This is a genomic window from Spongiibacter sp. UBA1325 (assembly GCF_002306875.1).
GTDB classification, from domain to species: domain Bacteria; phylum Pseudomonadota; class Gammaproteobacteria; order Pseudomonadales; family Spongiibacteraceae; genus Spongiibacter; species Spongiibacter marinus.
On the sequence record NZ_DBTD01000011.1, the window covers coordinates 167,608 to 185,469 of the forward strand.

Consider the following 17,862-nt stretch of genomic DNA (forward strand, 5'->3'; position numbering starts at 1 on the left):
TGTCAGCCCCGCTTATTAGCAGCGACGGCATAGATAAATACGGGTAGCGCCAGTAGCGGAATCGTCCCCGGAATATAGAAACCGTAGACAATGAACGCCTCCAAGGCGGTTTCGGGGACGATTAAGCGCTTGGTAACAAACAAGGCATTGATCAGCGGCCCGATGATATTTGCGTAGCAGCCGACAATTAGCCCCCAGCGCGCCGCGCTAAGCACACTACCCTCGCGGTATATTGCCGGCCAAGCAGCGGCAATGGCAATGACCAACAAACCGTTCAGCAGCCCCTCCATGTGCGCGAAGCGCCACACGCCGTAGGCAGGCGCGTCCTGAGGCCCCGTCGCGGCAACTGAAAATCCAATTCCCGCCAAAAGCCCTAAAAAAAGGATAATCAGGCCGTGAAATAAAACTTGCCGCTGTTGCTGAGCACCCATGTTATCAATCCTTATTTTTGTTATCTCAGGCGTAAACTGTGTAGTGATGGGCAATGGTAGCGGTAAACACTTCGGGGGGAATCGTCCGTTCCTATGACTCACCGCAAGGGGCAACTTCCAGAGAAGATATGCGTTGTTTGCAACCGTTCCTTTTCATGGAGGAAGAAGTGGCAGCGCGACTGGCCTTCGGTCAGGTATTGTTCAGAGCGGTGTCGGCGGTCGAAAACACAGGCTACTCAGAGAAAAACACATCCAGACGAAATGTTAAGCTAGCCTCGGCATCCCAGCCCTCATCTCGCGCAAAATACAACTCGGGGCTGACCGTGAAATACACCCAGTCCTCGTGTATTTGGTTACGGTAGTTCGCGCCGAAAAAATACGCCGTCAGGCGACTGCGGTGCTCATTGTTTGCAAAGCCACCCAGGCGGTATTCCATCGACTCGCGTTCATTGATGCGGTACGACAGCGACAACAGCTGGACGTTTTCAAAAAAATCGTTCCGATCCTCAAACTCCAATCCAGTGAAGTAGCGCAGACGGTAACGCTCTCCCAGCGGCCGACTCATCGTATATTCCGTCGACTCCCCCCAACCCTTATCACGGAACCACCAAAACTCCTGCTGGAACTCACGCTGCCACTCGCCCCAATCGGAAAATGGCCGTCTCAAGCGAAGGCGAGCAAAGGGCACCAGTGGGGTTCGCACACGAATACCAATACGGGCACTCCGCTTCCAATGGTGCCACTCTGACAGAGGGGATATTTCAAGACCGGTAACCGACTCTTCGCGGCTCGGGCGCTCGCCGCTTGAGCCGCCACGCACCCGCTCTTCTAAGGGGTTGTTTGCATCGGCATCACTATTAAAGAACAGCTTCGTCTTTCGCTTTGTATTGGGCAGGTCCACCTTCGCACGAAGGCGTACATCGCTCTCTAGCTCCCCTCGCTCGCCAATAGTCTGCCTCAGCTGCAGTTTTAGATAGCTCTCGTTGCTGTAATCTTCTGCGGTATCTTCATTGCTCAAATAGCGATCGACGCTTTCAGCGAAAACCACCCAATTCTCCGACCATTGATCCCTGGTCGCTTCCGCACTTTCCATTGTCCGTTCGATAAAGCTCGGGGGCGAAGGGGCTTGCAACGGCTCTGCCACCACCACTGCTGCAGCGCTGCAGAACAGGAAGGTGAGCAGGATATACAACGCGGTTTTCAAAAAGGTATTCCTCGCGGCCATACCCTGACTATAGCGGCCGCTTCGCCTGTCGGCATCGTCCAGGCAAAAAAAAGGCACCTTACGGTGCCTTCAACGAATCATGTTAGTTATCAGATGTCGTCTTTCAACGCCGCCTGACGAGCCAACTCGCGATCCATAAACTTAATCCACTGCGACGCATAGCCTTTTGACCGCTCGTCTTTCAACGCTTGTTTGAAAGCTTTACGCGCACCTTCATAGTTCTGCAAGTTAAAGCGGGCCATACCAAGCACAAGGTTCGCAGTATCTGGACGCTTTAGATTACCTTTCTTAAAGGCATTTTCTATCGCTTTCGCAGCCTTTTCGAACTCGTCGTTGTCTAGGTAGATGCTACCTAAGCGTGACCACAGCTCGCCCTTATCAGACTTGGCTGCGGCTTGCTCCATTACCGGAATCGCACGCTTAACTTCTTGCGACTGGCGCCATGAGTTGCCAAGCAGCTCAAGGTTTTTGGAGGTAGCAGGAATCTCACCCGACTTAATACCTTTATCCAATACCTTCGCTGCTTTGTATGGCACTTCCTGAGAAAGGAACAAGTAAGCCATATTGATCAGCTCTTTGTCTTTCTCCAGCAAGCCTTGCTCATAGGCCGCTTCCATGGTGGCGGTTGCCGCCATTTCGCGCTTCTGCTCGTTATACATGGCAGAAAGTTGCAGCCAGTAGGCCTTCTTCTGATAGTGCTTCAGGGTCTCTTCAAGAATATCAACAACCTTGTTAATGTTGTTTTTCTCATAGTAGAGGTAGCGCTGAAGCCCCCACCACTGCTCCTTGGGTACCTTGCCACGAGACTGGTAATCGTTAATCGCGACTTCAATGTACTTGAGTGCGCGATTCAGATCTTTCAGCTGGTAGTAACCTTGGGCAAGCAATGCATAAGCACCGGCACCGGGGTCTTCCTGCAGCTCTTCTTTCGCCTTAAACCACTCAAGCAGCACTTTCACGCCGTTTTTGTAGTCTTCTTTAACAAAGTAAAGCTGGGCGATGGTGTATTTGGTATTTAGCTCCATCGCCTCAGGAATATCAGGCTGCTTTACAACATTACGGTAGGCCGTTAACGCCTGCTCATACTTCTCTTGCGTGAAGTAAATGAACGCGTACATGTTGTAGAGGTTTGCCAGCTCGTAGCTATTAAGTGAGCCCCGACCTTCTTTGTCACGAAGGGCATCGAGCAATTTAATGGCTTCAGAGTAGCGCTTCTCGTCGGCAGCAACCTGCGCTTCGTTCAGCTTTTCAAAGATTTTTGCGCGGATCGCCGGCGTGCGACGCGTGCTGCGGCGCGGCTTTTCCTTTTCCGCTGCGTGGACGACATTTACGCCGTCCATTTGCAGAGCAGGAGCTACCAGATTACTAGCAACCGGGGTCGCCAGCACTGCAGCCACACCCAAGCTGAGGGAACATGCCAGCTTGACCAGCACCGGGCGCACGACTTTTGTGCTCACGTGATAATCAGACATCATTTCTCCAACTCAAAGGTGAAGCGGTTCTGGATCCCCGGCACTTCGATCGGCTCGCCATCTACCACCCGAGGCTTATATTTAAACTTCTGGGCAGCTTTGATTGATGAGCGTTCGAAGTAACCCGGAGGGCTACAATCCACGGGGGCGATATCGCGCGTGGTACCGGCTTTCGTTACGGTGTACTCAACCGTACAGTAGCCTTCAACACCTCGGCTTTGCGCGCGGCGCGGATAAATTGGCGCAACTTTAACGATAGGCAGATATTCACCATCGGACGCCGACAAACCACCAGCAGTGTTGGTCATTTGCAGGCTCTGTTGAGGCGCCATATTAACGACCTCAATGTCCGGGTTCACATCTTCCATCTCCGGTTGTTCCATATCCGGCGGCGGCTCTTCCGGTTGCTTAGGCTTATCCGGCTTTGCGTCTTTCATTGTTTCGATTTCGGTGTCCGGCATCTGAATGTCGGCCAACTTAGTACGCGGCTTTTCGTCCAACGTCTTGTCAGCTGACTCGATCAGATATGGCATTATGATGAACAGCGCTGCTGTCACCACAAATGCCAATGCGGCACCGATCAGGAGTCGAATATTCATAATTGATCAGCTGTCTTCAGTGGCCAATGAAACATCGTATACGCCGGCCGCTCGGCTGGCGTCGATAACCGCAGTAACCGTTTCGGTATTCGAGGCTTTATCAGCCTGAATAACAACAGCACCTTTGGGGTTCTCGGCATGCATACGCTCAACAACCGAGCGCACTGCTCGTTTGTCGACACGACGCTTGTCGATCCAGATTTCATTAGTACCAGTAACAGCAATCAGAATATTCACATTTTCTTTCTTGCTGGCCGTTGAGGCCTCGGGGCGATTCACCTCGACACCGGCTTCTTTGATAAACGACGCTGTGACGATAAAGAAGATCAACATGATGAAGACCACGTCGAGCATCGGCGTCAGGTCGATCTCGGAGGAATTTTCCTCTGCACCTGCTTTGCTATGCTTTCTCATAACTGTTCTCTTAATGATCGGTTGTCAGATGGTCTTCCAAAAGCTCGCTTTCGCGCTCCGCAATACCTTTTATATAGGTATTGATGAATACGCCTGACAGAGCGGCAACCATTCCAGCCATCGTCGGAATTGTTGCTTTTGAAACACCGCCGGCCATCGATTTAGCATCGCCACCACCGGTCACTGCCATGATATTAAAGACCTCGATCATCCCTGTGACCGTGCCCAACAGACCCAGCAGCGGACAAAGCGCCACCATGGTCTGAATCATTGGCAGACTCGCGTTGATCTGCAGAGAAACCTCTGAGATCAACTTTTCGCGAATCTGCTTGGCATTCCAGGATTTGCGCTCACTGCGCGCTTCCCAGGTGTTGATAGCGTTGTTCACGTCTTTCGACAGCCCGAACTTGTAATACCAAACCCGTTCAATAGCGAGAGTCCACATGACGAAGGTCAGGAGGGCGATGTAGTTCAGTACAGGCCCACCGGCTTCCATAAATCGCCGTATGATCTCGATCCATTCATTCAGTTGGTACATCGCTTAGTTACCCCGCGCGCCCTTCTGTGTGTTCGGCGATAATGCCAGTCGATTGCTCATCAAGCACGTGCAGGATTTTCTTAGCGCGGCCGCTAACAAACGTGTGCAGCAGTACAGTCGGGATGGCGACAACCAGACCCAGTACGGTCGTTACCAGAGCACCAGAGATACCACCGGCCATTGCCTTCGGATCGCCCGCACCAAAGATGGTGATAGCTTGGAAGGTGATGATCATACCGGTTACGGTACCCAGAAGACCCAGCAGCGGTGCTACCGCAGCGATGATCTTCAGCAAGTTCAGAGAGCGCTCCAAACGTGGTGTTTCTTTCAGAATGGCTTCTGACAGTTTCAGCTCCAGTGTCTCCGCATCCATACTTGGATTGTCTTCGTGTACTTTCAGAACACGGCCGAGGCTGTTGTTGTCATTAGCAGTTTTGCTCTTAAGCTGGCTGTTGACCTTCATATCTTCGATGGTCAGAACAATCAGGCGCCAGATAGCGATCAGCATAGCCAATACACCTACTGCGGTGATTACATAACCAACCACACCACCTTGGTGCCAGCGCTCAGTCAGCGTTGGGCTATCGATCAGTGCAGCAAGGTATGAACCGCCTGAAGGACCAGTGGGGTCAACACCGAAAGGCGTTACGCCTGAAGTTGTTGATGCCAGCTCGTTAGCCCAACCCATGTAGGGGCCTTTAGGCTGACGCGCCAACACAGCAACAGTGCCATTTTCTGAAATGTACTGCAGGTATTCGCCGTCGCTGTTTACGAGGTTGAAGGTACCAACACGCACGACTTCTTGCTGCGTTTTCTCACCAGCAGCCGTCGTCACTTCAGTTTGGAATTTCACCACTCGGCCTGACTCAGTCATTTCGCGCTGAAGTTCAAACCAAATACGCTCAATCTCTTCGATGCTGGGCAGCTCTTCAGCGCCTGACATCTTCGCGATCAGGTCATCAACGAACTGCTCACGATTGGGGAATTGAACACTGATGATCGACGTCTGAAAGTTAGAACGCAGGTCGCCGGCGGTAGAAGTCAGGTGACCAAACAGCTCGGTCAACGTACCCAAACGCTCTTTCAGCTGACGCTGTTTCTCGGTCAGAACGGTTTCGTTTTCTTCGAAGGTGTTTTCCAGCTCAGAAGAGCGCTTCTCTTCATCGGCCAGAGTTTTTTCAGCTTCTTTCAGCATTTTCTGCTGGTCGTAGCGAGCGTTTTTGAAACGCTGCTCGCGAGCTTTTTGCTCACGCGCGTCGCTGGCGCGACCTTGCTTAACCATTTGCAGCAGTTCATCCAGTGACTTGGCTTCTTGAGCCATCACAGGGCTTGATGCCAGAGCGATAGTGCCACCGATAGCCAGTACGGCAGCTTTCAACAGATTACGTTTCATTATTTAGCAGCCTCCGGAGCCGGAATCGGGAGTTTCATGATATCGATGGACGCCTGCTTACGAGCAATACGCAAGCCTTTCTGGATAGCGCCACGGTAGTCGCCAGCATCCAGTTCAGTCCATGTGCCTTGGGTTTTGTCCCAAGCGCCCGACACTTTGCCATCGGTAGTTTGGTAAAGCAGACCGATGCGGCCAATACGGAGGAAGTTAACATCGCGCTCAGCACCGTTGACGGTCGCTACGCCTTTGTAGCTGTCAATTTTGCGGCCGTACTCGTTCTCGATTTTGTAGGCTTCAAGAACCTGACGGAATTTTTCAGCGATGGTGATATCAGAGCGATCCAGGTTGTTGCGCAGGAATTCGATACGCTCTTTGCGCTCCTCGAGGTGGAAAGGAACATCCAACTCAACGAATTGCTCCAGGCCGTCGATCATACGCTGAATCAGCGGGTCGATTTGGCGCTGAATGATAGTTGCTTCGTCAACCGCTTTTTCCAGGCTTGCGATACGACGCAATTGGCCAGCGATCTGTTTTTCCAAACGCGCGTTGTAGACGCGAAGGCCGTCGACCTGCTTCATCACTGTTTTGTAGTCTTGAAGCAAATCGCCAGTTTCTGCAGCCAGGCGGTCAATACGAACCTGAGAAGCCTTGGCAGACTTGGTGCGCTGTTCGCCAACTTTGACGATAGCACTCACAGGAATAAGGGGTTTAGCGGGCTTTGCGGGCGCAGCAGCGGCATCTTGCTCAGCTGAATAAGCAGACGATGCAGCCAGCACACCTGCAGTCGCGGCGACCGCCAGCGCGATTGATTTCAATCGATGCATTTTCATGGGAATTGCTTTTCCTATTTGGGACGTTTAGTGAAAGCAGAGCTTATTATCTTCTGTCAGCCGTACGGCCAGTCGCAAGACCGTGCTTTCATACAGCGGGACTTATTTTAATCACGGGCTTTCGCAAGAATCAACGAGAAAGCTAAATGTTTCGTAATATAAAAGTTAGGGAAAATGCGTAAGGAATAATTGTTACCGATACGTAGTTTATGGTAACAATTTCGAACCACCAAGTAACACTCTCGCAATGAAAGTGACTAGCACATCCCTTTTGAAAACACCAACAAATCCCTTACCGGACGCGGCGCTGATAATTGACGAAGGCATAGGCTGGGGCACCTTCTTCCGCAGCGAAGTTTTGCCTGGACACCTCACCCCAGTCCCGCTCATCGAGCTCGGGGTAAAAGGCATCGCCATCGACCTCTGCGGCCACTTCCGTGACGTAAACGCGGTCGACACTACTCAAGCTCTGACGGTATAGCGTCTCACCGCCGATAACGAAAATCTCATCAAGACCATCGCGCTCAGCGCTTTCACGAGCAACATCCAGCGCGTCTTCAAGTGATGCACAAACCTTGGCACCCGTCGCACCGTAGCCTTGCTGGCGAGTCACAACAATATTTTCACGCCCAGGCAACGGGCGGCCGATAGACTCCCAGGTTTTGCGACCCATGATAATGGGCTTGCCCATAGTCAGCGCTTTAAAGTGCTTCAAGTCGGCAGGCAGATGCCACGGCAAGCGGTTTTCTACTCCAATGACGCGCTGGCGATTCAAGGCGACAATGTGTGCAACAGCTATCGGCATTAACACATCCTTTTATATAGCAATGGGAGCCTTGATGGCTGGGTGGGGGTCATAGCCTTCGAACTCGAAGTCGGCAAAGTCATAATCGAAAATCGACGCCGGACGACGATTTATGCGCAGCGTTGGCCGCGCGCGAGGCTGGCGACGCAATTGCTCTTCGACAATCTCATCGGTGAGATGGTTTTGATAGAGGTGGCAGTCACCGAAGGTGTGCACAAACTCACCAACATCCAAATCGCACTGCTGCGCAATCATATGTGTCAGCAGGGCATAGCTGGCGATATTAAAAGGCACCCCGAGGAATAAATCGGCGCTGCGCTGGTAGAGCTGGCAAGACAAGCGGCCATTGGCGACATAAAACTGGAACAAGGTGTGGCATGGCGGCAACGCGGCACGCCCAGCACGCACATTGTCCTGAGGGCTCACCGACTCGTCGGGAAGGTCAGCAGGGTTCCAGGCATTCACCAGCAAACGCCGCGAGTCCGGTTTGCGACGGATCATATCCACCACTTCACTAATCTGGTCAATGGTCGACCCATCAGGGCAGGCCCAGCTTCGCCACTGTTTGCCATAGATCGGCCCCAGGTCGCCATCCTCCAGCGCCCACTCATCCCAGATCGTCACCCCTCGCTCTCGCAGCCAGTTGTTGTCACAACTGCCATTTAAGAACCAAATCAACTCATAAATAATGCTGCGAAGGTGCACCTTCTTGGTGGTTAACAACGGAAAGCCCGCCTGCAGATCAAAGCGCAGCTGGCGACCAAATACCGAGCGCGTTCCCACTCCGGTGCGGTCACCTTTATCCACACCGTTGTCACGCACATCGCGCAATAAATCTAAATACTGTTGCATAACCCTATCCTTGCACTCTGTCTCGGCGGTAGGCGTAGATCAACACCCCCAAGCCCACCGCAATCATCGGCAGCGACAATAACTGCCCACGCGTTACCCAGCCAAGCGCATCGAAGCCGATATGGCCATCTGGCTCGCGGAAAAACTCCACGACAAATCTGAAAATCCCGTAGCACAGTACAAAGAGTGCGCCGGGCGCCAACCGGGGGCGCTGCTTGCGGGTATAGAGGAACACGATCAAAAACAGCAACACGCCCTCTAACGCAAACTGGTAAAGCTGCGACGGGTGGCGCGGCAACTGACTGGGGTCGCGCGGAAAGACCATCCCGATCGCACTGTCGGTTGGCCGCCCCCAGAGCTCCTGACCGATGAAGTTGCCAATGCGCCCAAGCCCCAAACCTATGGGAACCAAGGGAGCAATAAAGTCCCACAGCGCATAGATCGACACATCAATACGCTTGGCGTAGATCGCAATGGCAAGCACGACACCCAAGAACCCGCCATGAAACGCCATACCCCCTTCCCAAATACGGAAAAGCCAAAGCGGGTCAGCGAGAAATTGCTCGAAATTGTAAAACACCACATAGCCAAACCGGCCACCGAGAATAACCCCCAGCGCCCCATAGAAAATCAGATCTTCCAACTGATCCTCCTTCAACGGACTCCAGGGCTGTCTGCAGCGCATTTTGCCGATGTACCAAGCCGCGGCAAAACCCGCTAAGTACATCAGGCCGTACCAATGTATCGCCAGTGGCCCCAGCTGAACGGCAACAGGGTCGATGTCTGGATGCCTGAGCATATTAAAGAGCTCCGTATATAAAGTGGCTGCCAACGGCGAGCAGAAATAACGCAAAACCTTGCTTTAGCCGACGAGCAGGTAGTTTCTGAGCCAGATTAGCGCCCAATTTAGCGCAGGGGGTACTGCACAGGATGATTGCAAGCAATGCCGGCCAATACACAAAACCACTAGACCACTCAGGCAGCGCTGAGTGCCCATAACCGGCAACAATATTTGTCAGCGCACCGACAATGGCAATGGGTAAACCGCAGGCTGCGGACGTTGCCACCGCGCGCTGCATCTTCACATTGCACCATGTGAGAAAGGGCACGGTGAGTGAGCCACCACCGATGCCAAACAGCGCCGATAAGAAACCGATAAAACCGCCGGCCAGCGCCGTTTGCGGGCGAGCCGGCAACTGCCGGTCGGCGGGTGGTGATAAGCCAAATGCCATTTGCGCAGCAATCAACAGAGCAAAAATACCAAACACTAACTTGAGGCGCTCACCGGGCAGGGAGGCCGCAAGGGCAACACCGCCCACTACGCCAATCGCAATACCGGGTGCCAGTAGCCGCCAGGTTGGCCAATCAACGTTGCCGTGACGCTGATGCGCCCTTACGGAGCTCACAGAAGTGAATACAATGCTGGCCAGCGATGTCCCCACCGCCAGCTGAACCGCAACCAGCGATGACACCCCCTGCAGCGCAAAGCAGTAGATCAGCGCCGGCACTATCACCAGGCCGCCGCCCACCCCAAACAGACCCGCAGACAGGCCTGCTAGCGCACCAACAGCGAGATAGATAAGAACAACGGTCACGCCAGCTCTCCGCCACAAAGCCTGCTATTATGGACAGCCCTGATTTCAAGTGCCACCCGCCATGTGTTTAATTTTACTGTCTTGGCAACAACAGTCAGCGCGCCCCCTGATCGTCGCCGCAAACCGAGACGAATTTTTTGAGCGCCCCACTCTCCCAGCGCACTTTTGGCCAGAGTCACCCCACATTCTGGCCGGCAGGGATCAGCAATTTGGCGGCAGCTGGCTGGGTTTAAGCACCAACGGGCGCTTCGCCGCCATTACCAACTTACGCAATCGGGACGTCGGCGATCAAAGCCGCGGCGAGCTGGTTCGCCGCTTCCTCGATAGCAGCGAGCGCTGCTCAACGTTTTTCGATGAATTAGAGACAGAGAAATACCAGTACCGCCCCTTCAACTTTATCGCATTTGACGGCAGCACCCTGGCTCACAGCGACAATGTCTCTTCGGGCTGGAACAACTTAGAAGCGGGGATACACTGTATTGGCAACATCCCACACACGGCGCACAGCGCAAAAACGGATCAGGCGCTCGCCGCCTTCAAGCCGTTAGCGGCAGGGCACGACGACCCAACACCCTTGCTGACATTCATGCAAGACGACAGCCCCACTGTCGACAGTGACGACGAGCTACAAAAGATGTTGTCCTGCCGCTTTGTGCGAAGCTCAGTCTACGGCACCCGTTCCACTAGCATCGTTTTTGTTCGCAAAGGCGGCGCGGAGCTGTGGGAGCAAGGTTACGACAGCGAACAGCGCCCGGCCGAACTTCGCCACTTTCAGGTGTAATGCTCAGGCTCGCGGGCAAGCATTCAGGGCCCGGGGGGCAATAACTTTTCCATCCCGGATTCGGCCAGCGCGCTGCGCAATAAGGCGCGGACTTCATCAGCCGTATCGGCAGCCATCGCGGTTGTTAGCAGGTTTTTCAAGTCACTCATCGTCGACGCTCTAACCACCGCTTTTACACGCAGCAAGCTGTTATCGTTCATCGAGAGCATGTCGTAGCCCATCGCGGTCAATAGCAGCACCGCTCCGGGGTCGCCTGCCAGCTCGCCACAAATACCCACCGGCTTACCTTCGGCATGCGCGGCATCCACTACATTCAGCAAGCTGCCCAGCACTGCTGGGTGGTAGGCGTGATAGAGATCAGCCACGCGGGTATTATTGCGATCCACCGCCAGCAAGTATTGCGTCAGGTCATTCGAGCCGACCGACAGGAAATCGACACGACGGGCAAGTTGACGGGCTTGGTACACCGCCGCGGGCACCTCCACCATCACGCCAATAGGGGGCAGGCTGATATCCCAACCATCCTCAACCAGCTCATCATAAGCGCGACGCACCAGCACCAGGGCCTCATCCACCTCTTGGACGTTGCTGATCATCGGCAACATGATGCGAAGGTTATCCAGCCCCGAGCTCGCCTTGAGCATCGCCCTGACTTGCACCAGAAATATTTCGGGGTGGTCCAACGTAACGCGAATGCCGCGCCATCCTAGAAAAGGATTTTCCTCGTCAATCGGGAAGTATGGCAGCGCCTTGTCGCCACCAATATCCAGGGTGCGCATGGTGACCGGTAGCGGTGCAAACGCTAGTAATTGCTCGCGATAAATAATCCGCTGCTCTTCTTCACTGGGGAAGCGTTCTCGCAATAGGAAAGGAATTTCTGTTCGATACAGGCCAACGCCCTCTGCCCCGCGATCGAGCGAGCGCGCGACATCCGCCATCAAACCGGTGTTCACCCACAGCGGCATGCGATGGCCATCACGCGTTTCGCTCGGCAAGTCACGAAGTGCCTCCAGTCCTTGGCTCAGCGCCTGATCCTCTTCAAGCAAGGCCCGAAAATGCTCAGAGACTTCCGGCGTTGGGTTGTAGTGTACATAGCCGCTGTAACCATCAACGACCAGGCTGGCATGCTCTATCTGGGTATAGGGCAAATCGCTTGCCCCCATCACCGTGGGGATACCCATCGCTCGCGCGAGAATCGCAACATGGGAGTTGCTGGAGCCTCTCACCGACACCATGCCCACCAGCTTTTCTCTGGGAACCTCCCCAAGCATCGACGCCGTTAGTTCTTCGCCGACCAGGATTGTGTCAGCGGGGTAATCGGTATCGCGCTCGTTACTCGCCTGCAAGTAACTCAACACCCGCCGCCCAAGGTCTTTAATGTCGGTTGCGCGATCTTTGAAATACGGGTCGTCCATCATTTCAAAGGTGTTGATGTGGCCACTGACAACCTGAGCCAACGCCCCCTGCGCCCACTCGCCCTCGCGAATTTTTGCCTCCACTTCAGACAGCCAGACGCCGTCATCGAGAATTCGCAGATAGACATCGAACAATGCCAATTCTTCCGGAGACAGTTGCCCGACAAGCTTGCCGCTGAGCTCGCGAATATCGACGCGCACCGCATCGAGCGCCGCCTCAAAGGCCCGCAGCTCTGCGTCGGCGTCCTCGCTGCGGCGCTGAGGCACCGAATGCAACTCAGCACTGGGAACGATCACTACCGCGCGACCAATGGCCACGCCCGGCGCACCCGCGATCCCTTTAAACAAGGCAGAAGCGGTCACAGAATCTTGCGTCTTTGAAATTGAACCGGTTGCTCGCGCATGGGCCAACACACCTGCCAACTGCGCGGACATGGTGACCAAAAACGCCTCTTCTTCTTCGTCGAAGCGGCGGCTATCCTTCTGCTGCACAACCAACACCCCCAGCACTTCGCGCTGGTGGATAATGGGTGCCCCCAGGAAAGAGTGGTATTGCTCTTCACCAATACCCGGTAGCAATAAAAAGTTGGGGTGTTTCTCGGCGTGGTCGAGGTTCAGCGGCTCCTCGCGGCGCGCCACCTGGCCGACCAACCCCTCGTCGGCCGCCAGGCTCGCTTTCCCGATTAAATCTGGGTTGAGGCCTTGGTTCGCCATAAAGATGAGACGACCACTCTCGGGGTTGCGAAGGTAGACCGTGCACACCTCGGTGCCCATCACCTCAGCAATGCGCTCGACAATAATATCCAGCGCTGCCTGCAGATTACCCGCCGCATTAACCGCCTGAACTATTCCTCGCAGCGCCGCCAGCATCAGCTTGAATGACTCCCTTGGGTATCTCGCAGTAGACGAACATGCCTGCCCGCCAGCTCTTTCATCGCGCGGCGGTACACTTCACGCTTAAAGGCCACCACCTGGCCGAGTGGATACCAGTAGCTCACCCACTGCCAATAATCAAACTCTGGCTTGCGGCCACAATTAAAGCGGATATCGGCCTCATTACCGACCATTCGCAACAAAAACCACTTTTGCTTCTGACCGATACACAGCGGCTTATTGTCTTTACGAATCAGCCGTTTGGGCAATCGGTAGCGCAACCAACCGCGCGTGCAAGCGAGAATTTCAACATCGCTTTCTCTCAGGCCAACCTCTTCATACAGCTCGCGGTACAGGGCCTGCTCTGGGGTTTCGCCGTCGTTAATCCCACCCTGGGGAAATTGCCAGGCGCTCTGACCAACACGGCGCGCCCACAACACCTGACCGCAGTCATTGGCGATAACAATGCCAACGTTGGGACGAAATCCATCCGAATCAATCACATGCTCACCTGTGTTAACGTTTTTTTCTAATTTGATCTATTGTTCCACAAATTCGTGGAGCTGGGAATTCGCCCCAGCGGCTGCAAATTCGCGCAGTGCTGCCAATGCCAGAGCAGACAAGGCAAAAGCCGATGCAAAAGCCACGCCGAGAAGCTATGCTTGCCGTTTTTGCAGTCACGCCCAGCCAGTGGGCCTAGTTAAGTAAGGGTTTACGATGACCTTGGCGATATTCGACCTCGACAACACCCTGATTGCCGGTGACAGTGATCACGCCTGGGGGGAATTCCTCGTCGAGCGGGGCCTCGTGGATGGTGACGAACACCGTCGGCGCAATGATGAATTCTATCAACAATACCAACAGGGTGGCCTCGACATCGAAGCCTACCTGCGCTTCGCCCTTGCCCCCATCGCCGGGAAATCACCGGCAGAGCTATCCGCCCTGCATCAAGACTTTATGGCGAGTTACATTGCCCCCATGCGCCTGCCGCGAGCACAGGCTCTGATCGACAAGCATCGCCAGCAGGGGCATTGCCTAATGATTATTACCGCCACTAACCGCTTTGTCACCGAGCCCATTGCGCGCGCCATGGGCATTAAGGTGATGTTAGCCAGCGAGCCTGAGCTCCGCGATGGACGCTACACCGGAGACAGCACCGATATACCGTGTTTCCAAGCAGGCAAGGTTGTGCGCCTGCAGCGCTGGCTACGCGAAAATGGCGAGACGCTCACAGGCAGTTATTTTTACAGTGACTCCCACAACGACCTACCCTTGCTGAAGCACGTCGACAACCCCGTGGCTGTCGACCCCGACGATACCTTGCGCGCCGCCGCCGAAGAAGCCGGCTGGCCAATTGTGAGTTTACGCTGAGCAAAAAAACGGCGGCACACGCTATTGCGAGGCCGCCGTCATCGCGTAGAAGGCGAGATTAGCCTTCACATTGTGCGTCGTAATCGTCGTTGCTAAGCAGGTTATCCAGCTCGCTAACGTCGCTGGGCTTCAAGCGGAAGAACCAACCGTCGCTGTAGGGGTATTCGTTTACCGTTTCGGGGCTTTCTTCAAGCGCGTCGTTCACGGCAACGACTTCGCCCGACACCGGCGCGTAAATGTCAGAAGCCGCTTTCACTGACTCGACCACCGCCGCCTCTTCACCGGCACCATATTCCGCGCCCACTTCTGGCAGCTCTACGAAGACTACGTCGCCGAGCGAGTCCTGCGCGTGATGGGTGATGCCCACAGTAACAGTGCCGTCTTCTTCCAAGCGAGCCCACTCATGGCTGCTGGCATACTTCAGTTCGCTGGGGGTGTTGCTCATGGAGCGCTCCTGGCTGACAAGGGATATTTGCAGCGCATTTTACCGCCGCTGCCGGCAAATACAAAGGCCTCAGCGCCCGCGACTGGCACGAATGCTTAACATCACCGGTATTAAACCCGCCAATACCAGCGTCAGCGCTGGCAACGCCGCCAACTGCCACTGTCCTTCAGCCGTCATTTCAAATATCCGCACCGCCAAGGTGTCCCAGCCAAATGGCCGCAACAACAGCGTGGCAGGCATTTCTTTCATCACATCGACAAACACCAACACCAGAGCCGTCAACACGCCCGGGCGCAACATCGGCAGATAAACCTCCCAAAGCAGGCGCCAATTCCCCGCGCCCAGGGTTCTGGCCACCTCGGGCAAACTCGGTTTTACTCGCTCTAACGCCGAGTCCAGCGGGCCACTGGCGACCGCCAAAAAACGAATCCAGTAAGCGGCCAGTAGGGTCAGCACGGTTCCCATCAACAGGGGCCTGGGGTCGAGCCCCAGCCACGCTTGAAGCGGCAGCAGCCACTGTCGATCAAGCCAACTGAATGACAGCATAATCCCCACTGCCAACACTGACCCGGGCAACGCATAGCCCAGCTGCGCGGCGGCAAAGATGCTACCCCAGCGACCGCGACTGAAACGGCGGCAAAAGGCCAGCAGTAGCGCCAGGGTAACGGTCAGCGCAGCAGCCATGGCAGCCAACCAAAGGGAGTGACCAAGCAGGGCAAAAAAACGCGATGTCAGCTGGCTTACCCCCTCGCCCACGGCCCAGTCCAGCAATTGCAGCATGGGCAATACAAAGGCAAACGCCAAAATCAACGCGCAATAAGCGCTCACCAGGCCAGCTAACACCGGCGGCAGCGGAAAGCGTCTTAGGTGCTGCAGCTTCGCCCCCTGAACAAACAGCCCGTGTCCACGCGAGCGCCGCTCAGCAAACAGCGTCACGCCAACGAAAAGTAGCAGTAACGATGCCAACTGCGCAGCAGCTTGCAGACTAAAGAAGCCGAACCAAGACTTGTAGATGGCGGTGGTAAAGGTGTCGTAATTAAACACCGCAACCGTGCCAAAATCTGCGAGGGTTTCCATTAATGCCAAGCCCACACCGGCAGCAATTGCCGGTCGCGCCATCGGCAGTGCCACTCGGAAAAAGGCTTGGCGACTGGTGCAACCCAATACTCGTGCCACTTCCAGCGTCTCGCTACTTTGAGACAGAAAGGCGCTGCGCGCCAGCATGTAAACGTAGGGGTACAAGACCAGGGAAAATACGATAATTACACTGGCCCGATTGCGCACATCGATGCCCCAACCGGCGCCTAACAGCTCCCGCAGTTGCGTCTGCAATGGGCCGCCAAAGTCGAACACTCCCAGTACAACGAAGGCCATAACATAGGCGGGCACTGCCAGCGGCAACATCAACAACCATTCAAATGCCGCGCGCCCAGGAAACTGACACATGACCGTGAACCACGCCAGACTGACGCCGATCACCGAGACCAAAACACCGACACCAAACATCAGGAACAGGGTATTTGCCACCAGGCGGGGCAATTGCGTATCAACCAGATGCTGCCATATCTCGACTTCCGGGCTTAACCAGCTGCTCGCCAATACCACAACGGGCACCAGCACCGCGCAGACCAGCGCCACCCCCGCCACCCTGAGTAGCCACAGTGGCGTCGGCCGCAAGCGCCGCTGATTCGCCACGCGGGCACGCTGGGCAAGTTGCATCTAGCGGTAACCCACGCGGTCCATCATTCGGATAGCTTCCGCCTGCAAGCGACCCGCTTCCACAACGGGGACTTGATCAGCCTTAAAATCGCCCCAGTGCTGAAGCAGGGATGAAGGAGGCGTGTTGCGATTCACCGGAAATTCCTGATTCAACTCTGCAAACGCATGCTGAGCGTCCGCCTCGGACAACCATTCCAACAATGACATCGCCAATGCTTTTTGCTTGCTGGCCGCAGTCACGCCAGCACCGGAGATATTAACGTGCACACCGCGGTTAAACGGCGCTTCACCGGTTTGGTTCGCCCAAAACAGATCCACCGGCAAGGAGGGATCATCTGCCTTCATGCGCGCCAGGTAGTAGGTATTCACAATACCCACATCGCACTGACCGGCGGCAATGGCCTCAATTACTTTGTTATCACTGGAGAAGGGCGGCACCGCCAAATTATCAACCCAAGCCGCCAATACCCGCTCGGTGTTCTCAGCACCATCGGCGCTAATCATCGTGGCAACCAGCGACTGGTTGTACACCTTCTTTGCCGTGCGCAAGCACAGGCGCCCCGCCCACTGCGGCTCTGCAAGCGCCTCATAACTACTCAACGCCTCGGGCTTTACACGCTCACTCGAGTACACAATGGTGCGGGCGCGAATGGAGAGCCCCGTCCAGCGACCCTCTGGGTCACGCAGAGATTCAGGCACATTATTGTTTAGCACCGACGACGTCTGAGCAGCCAACAAGCCCTGCTGCGCGGCTTGCCAGAGATTGCCAACATCAACCGTTACCAAAATATCAGCCGGCGTATTCTCTCCCTCGGCACGCAAGCGCGCCAGCAGCGGCCCGGCAGAGTCCGTCACGTAGCGAATATTCACGCCCGTCTCAGCAGTATATTGGTCGAAAATCGGTTTAATCAGCTGCTCTATGCGCGAGCTGTAAACAACCAATTCAGGCCCAGAGGGCTCTTCGCTTCGGCCACAGGCCACCAAAGAAAGTAACAAGCTAAACACTAGCGCCGAGCGAAATATCATAATGGGCAGGTCCTTAACGGTAAGAAGGCAAGAAATCTTCAGCATCAATGATAATAATTATCATTTAATGACTCAAGT

General features: G+C 54.9%; 20 protein-coding genes. 3 read left to right on the plus strand and 17 right to left on the minus strand.

Features of this window, described 5'->3' with window-relative positions; genetic code table 11:
• Window positions 1–2 precede the first annotated feature (2 nt).
• On the minus strand, window positions 3–431 hold the full coding sequence (locus B3K78_RS16575) for a styrene oxide isomerase (protein ID WP_204994648.1): 429 nt from the start codon (window positions 429–431) through the stop codon (window positions 3–5).
• A 93-nt stretch (window positions 432–524) separates the two neighbouring features.
• Here B3K78_RS16575 and B3K78_RS16580 point away from each other — a divergent pair, with 93 nt between their 5' ends.
• Window positions 525–704 (plus strand): DUF2256 domain-containing protein, encoded by a 180-nt coding sequence (locus tag B3K78_RS16580; protein WP_204994649.1) that lies wholly within the window; start codon window positions 525–527, stop codon window positions 702–704.
• On the opposite strand, the gene B3K78_RS16585 is transcribed toward B3K78_RS16580, so the two are convergent.
• From B3K78_RS16585 to B3K78_RS16635, 11 genes are all read right to left on the minus strand, one after another.
• The gene (locus tag B3K78_RS16585; RefSeq protein ID WP_286696319.1) at window positions 664–1,635 is read right to left on the minus strand and encodes a hypothetical protein; all 972 of its coding nucleotides are present in this window, start codon (window positions 1,633–1,635) and stop codon (window positions 664–666) included. The two genes, B3K78_RS16580 and B3K78_RS16585, sit on opposite strands and share 41 nt — an antisense overlap.
• 110 nt (window positions 1,636–1,745) lie before the next feature.
• Window positions 1,746–3,128 (minus strand): tetratricopeptide repeat protein, encoded by a 1,383-nt coding sequence (locus B3K78_RS16590; RefSeq protein ID WP_286696320.1) that lies wholly within the window; start codon window positions 3,126–3,128, stop codon window positions 1,746–1,748.
• Window positions 3,128–3,727: an energy transducer TonB gene (locus B3K78_RS16595; protein WP_027873127.1), complete on the minus strand. Its 600-nt coding sequence runs from the start codon at window positions 3,725–3,727 to the stop codon at window positions 3,128–3,130. Before B3K78_RS16595 ends, B3K78_RS16590 begins: the two co-directional genes overlap by 1 nt.
• Before the next feature lie 6 nt (window positions 3,728–3,733).
• Window positions 3,734–4,141 (minus strand): ExbD/TolR family protein, encoded by a 408-nt coding sequence (locus B3K78_RS16600; RefSeq protein WP_027873128.1) that lies wholly within the window; start codon window positions 4,139–4,141, stop codon window positions 3,734–3,736.
• Window positions 4,142–4,151: 10 nt separating this feature from the next.
• Complete coding sequence (locus B3K78_RS16605; RefSeq protein WP_027873129.1) at window positions 4,152–4,679, minus strand: MotA/TolQ/ExbB proton channel family protein; 528 nt, start codon at window positions 4,677–4,679, stop codon at window positions 4,152–4,154.
• 7 nt (window positions 4,680–4,686) lie between these two features.
• Window positions 4,687–6,072, minus strand: a complete 1,386-nt coding sequence (locus tag B3K78_RS16610; protein WP_286696321.1) for a MotA/TolQ/ExbB proton channel family protein — start codon at window positions 6,070–6,072, stop codon at window positions 4,687–4,689.
• The gene (locus B3K78_RS16615; RefSeq protein WP_027873131.1) at window positions 6,072–6,902 is read right to left on the minus strand and encodes a DUF3450 domain-containing protein; all 831 of its coding nucleotides are present in this window, start codon (window positions 6,900–6,902) and stop codon (window positions 6,072–6,074) included. Before B3K78_RS16615 ends, B3K78_RS16610 begins: the two co-directional genes overlap by 1 nt.
• Before the next feature lie 292 nt (window positions 6,903–7,194).
• Window positions 7,195–7,707, minus strand: coding sequence for a dihydrofolate reductase (locus B3K78_RS16620; protein WP_286696322.1), 513 nt, complete (start codon window positions 7,705–7,707; stop codon window positions 7,195–7,197).
• 12 nt (window positions 7,708–7,719) lie between these two features.
• Window positions 7,720–8,559, minus strand: a complete 840-nt coding sequence (locus B3K78_RS16625) for a thymidylate synthase (protein WP_204994655.1) — start codon at window positions 8,557–8,559, stop codon at window positions 7,720–7,722.
• Between the two features lie 4 nt (window positions 8,560–8,563).
• Window positions 8,564–9,358 (minus strand): prolipoprotein diacylglyceryl transferase, encoded by a 795-nt coding sequence (gene lgt / locus B3K78_RS16630; protein ID WP_204994656.1) that lies wholly within the window; start codon window positions 9,356–9,358, stop codon window positions 8,564–8,566.
• 1 nt (window position 9,359) lies between these two features.
• Window positions 9,360–10,154 (minus strand): sulfite exporter TauE/SafE family protein, encoded by a 795-nt coding sequence (locus B3K78_RS16635; RefSeq protein ID WP_286696323.1) that lies wholly within the window; start codon window positions 10,152–10,154, stop codon window positions 9,360–9,362.
• Between the two features lie 61 nt (window positions 10,155–10,215).
• Between B3K78_RS16635 and B3K78_RS16640 the strand changes: the two genes are divergently transcribed.
• Window positions 10,216–10,935 carry an NRDE family protein gene (locus B3K78_RS16640; RefSeq protein WP_286696324.1) on the plus strand — a complete coding sequence of 240 codons (720 nt, stop codon included), beginning with the start codon at window positions 10,216–10,218 and terminating at the stop codon, window positions 10,933–10,935.
• A gap of 23 nt (window positions 10,936–10,958) precedes the next feature.
• Here the strand turns inward: B3K78_RS16640 and ptsP are convergent, their stop codons facing one another.
• Together ptsP and rppH are read right to left on the minus strand one after the other, a co-directional pair.
• The gene (ptsP, locus tag B3K78_RS16645; protein WP_204994659.1) at window positions 10,959–13,220 is read right to left on the minus strand and encodes a phosphoenolpyruvate--protein phosphotransferase; all 2,262 of its coding nucleotides are present in this window, start codon (window positions 13,218–13,220) and stop codon (window positions 10,959–10,961) included.
• Window positions 13,220–13,726: an RNA pyrophosphohydrolase gene (rppH, locus tag B3K78_RS16650; protein ID WP_204994660.1), complete on the minus strand. Its 507-nt coding sequence runs from the start codon at window positions 13,724–13,726 to the stop codon at window positions 13,220–13,222. Before rppH ends, ptsP begins: the two co-directional genes overlap by 1 nt.
• A gap of 214 nt (window positions 13,727–13,940) precedes the next feature.
• Between rppH and B3K78_RS16655 the strand changes: the two genes are divergently transcribed.
• Window positions 13,941–14,594 (plus strand): histidinol-phosphatase, encoded by a 654-nt coding sequence (locus tag B3K78_RS16655; protein ID WP_286696325.1) that lies wholly within the window; start codon window positions 13,941–13,943, stop codon window positions 14,592–14,594.
• A 58-nt stretch (window positions 14,595–14,652) separates the two neighbouring features.
• Here B3K78_RS16655 and gcvH read toward each other — a convergent pair whose 3' ends face one another.
• The 3 genes from gcvH to B3K78_RS16670 all read right to left on the minus strand — a co-directional run bounded on the left by gcvH (window position 14,653) and on the right by B3K78_RS16670 (window position 17,784).
• Window positions 14,653–15,039, minus strand: coding sequence for a glycine cleavage system protein GcvH (gcvH, locus tag B3K78_RS16660; RefSeq protein WP_204994662.1), 387 nt, complete (start codon window positions 15,037–15,039; stop codon window positions 14,653–14,655).
• Between the two features lie 69 nt (window positions 15,040–15,108).
• Window positions 15,109–16,758: an ABC transporter permease gene (locus B3K78_RS16665; RefSeq protein WP_286696326.1), complete on the minus strand. Its 1,650-nt coding sequence runs from the start codon at window positions 16,756–16,758 to the stop codon at window positions 15,109–15,111.
• Window positions 16,759–17,784 (minus strand): extracellular solute-binding protein, encoded by a 1,026-nt coding sequence (locus B3K78_RS16670; RefSeq protein WP_204994664.1) that lies wholly within the window; start codon window positions 17,782–17,784, stop codon window positions 16,759–16,761.
• Between the last annotated feature and the right edge of the window lie 78 nt (window positions 17,785–17,862).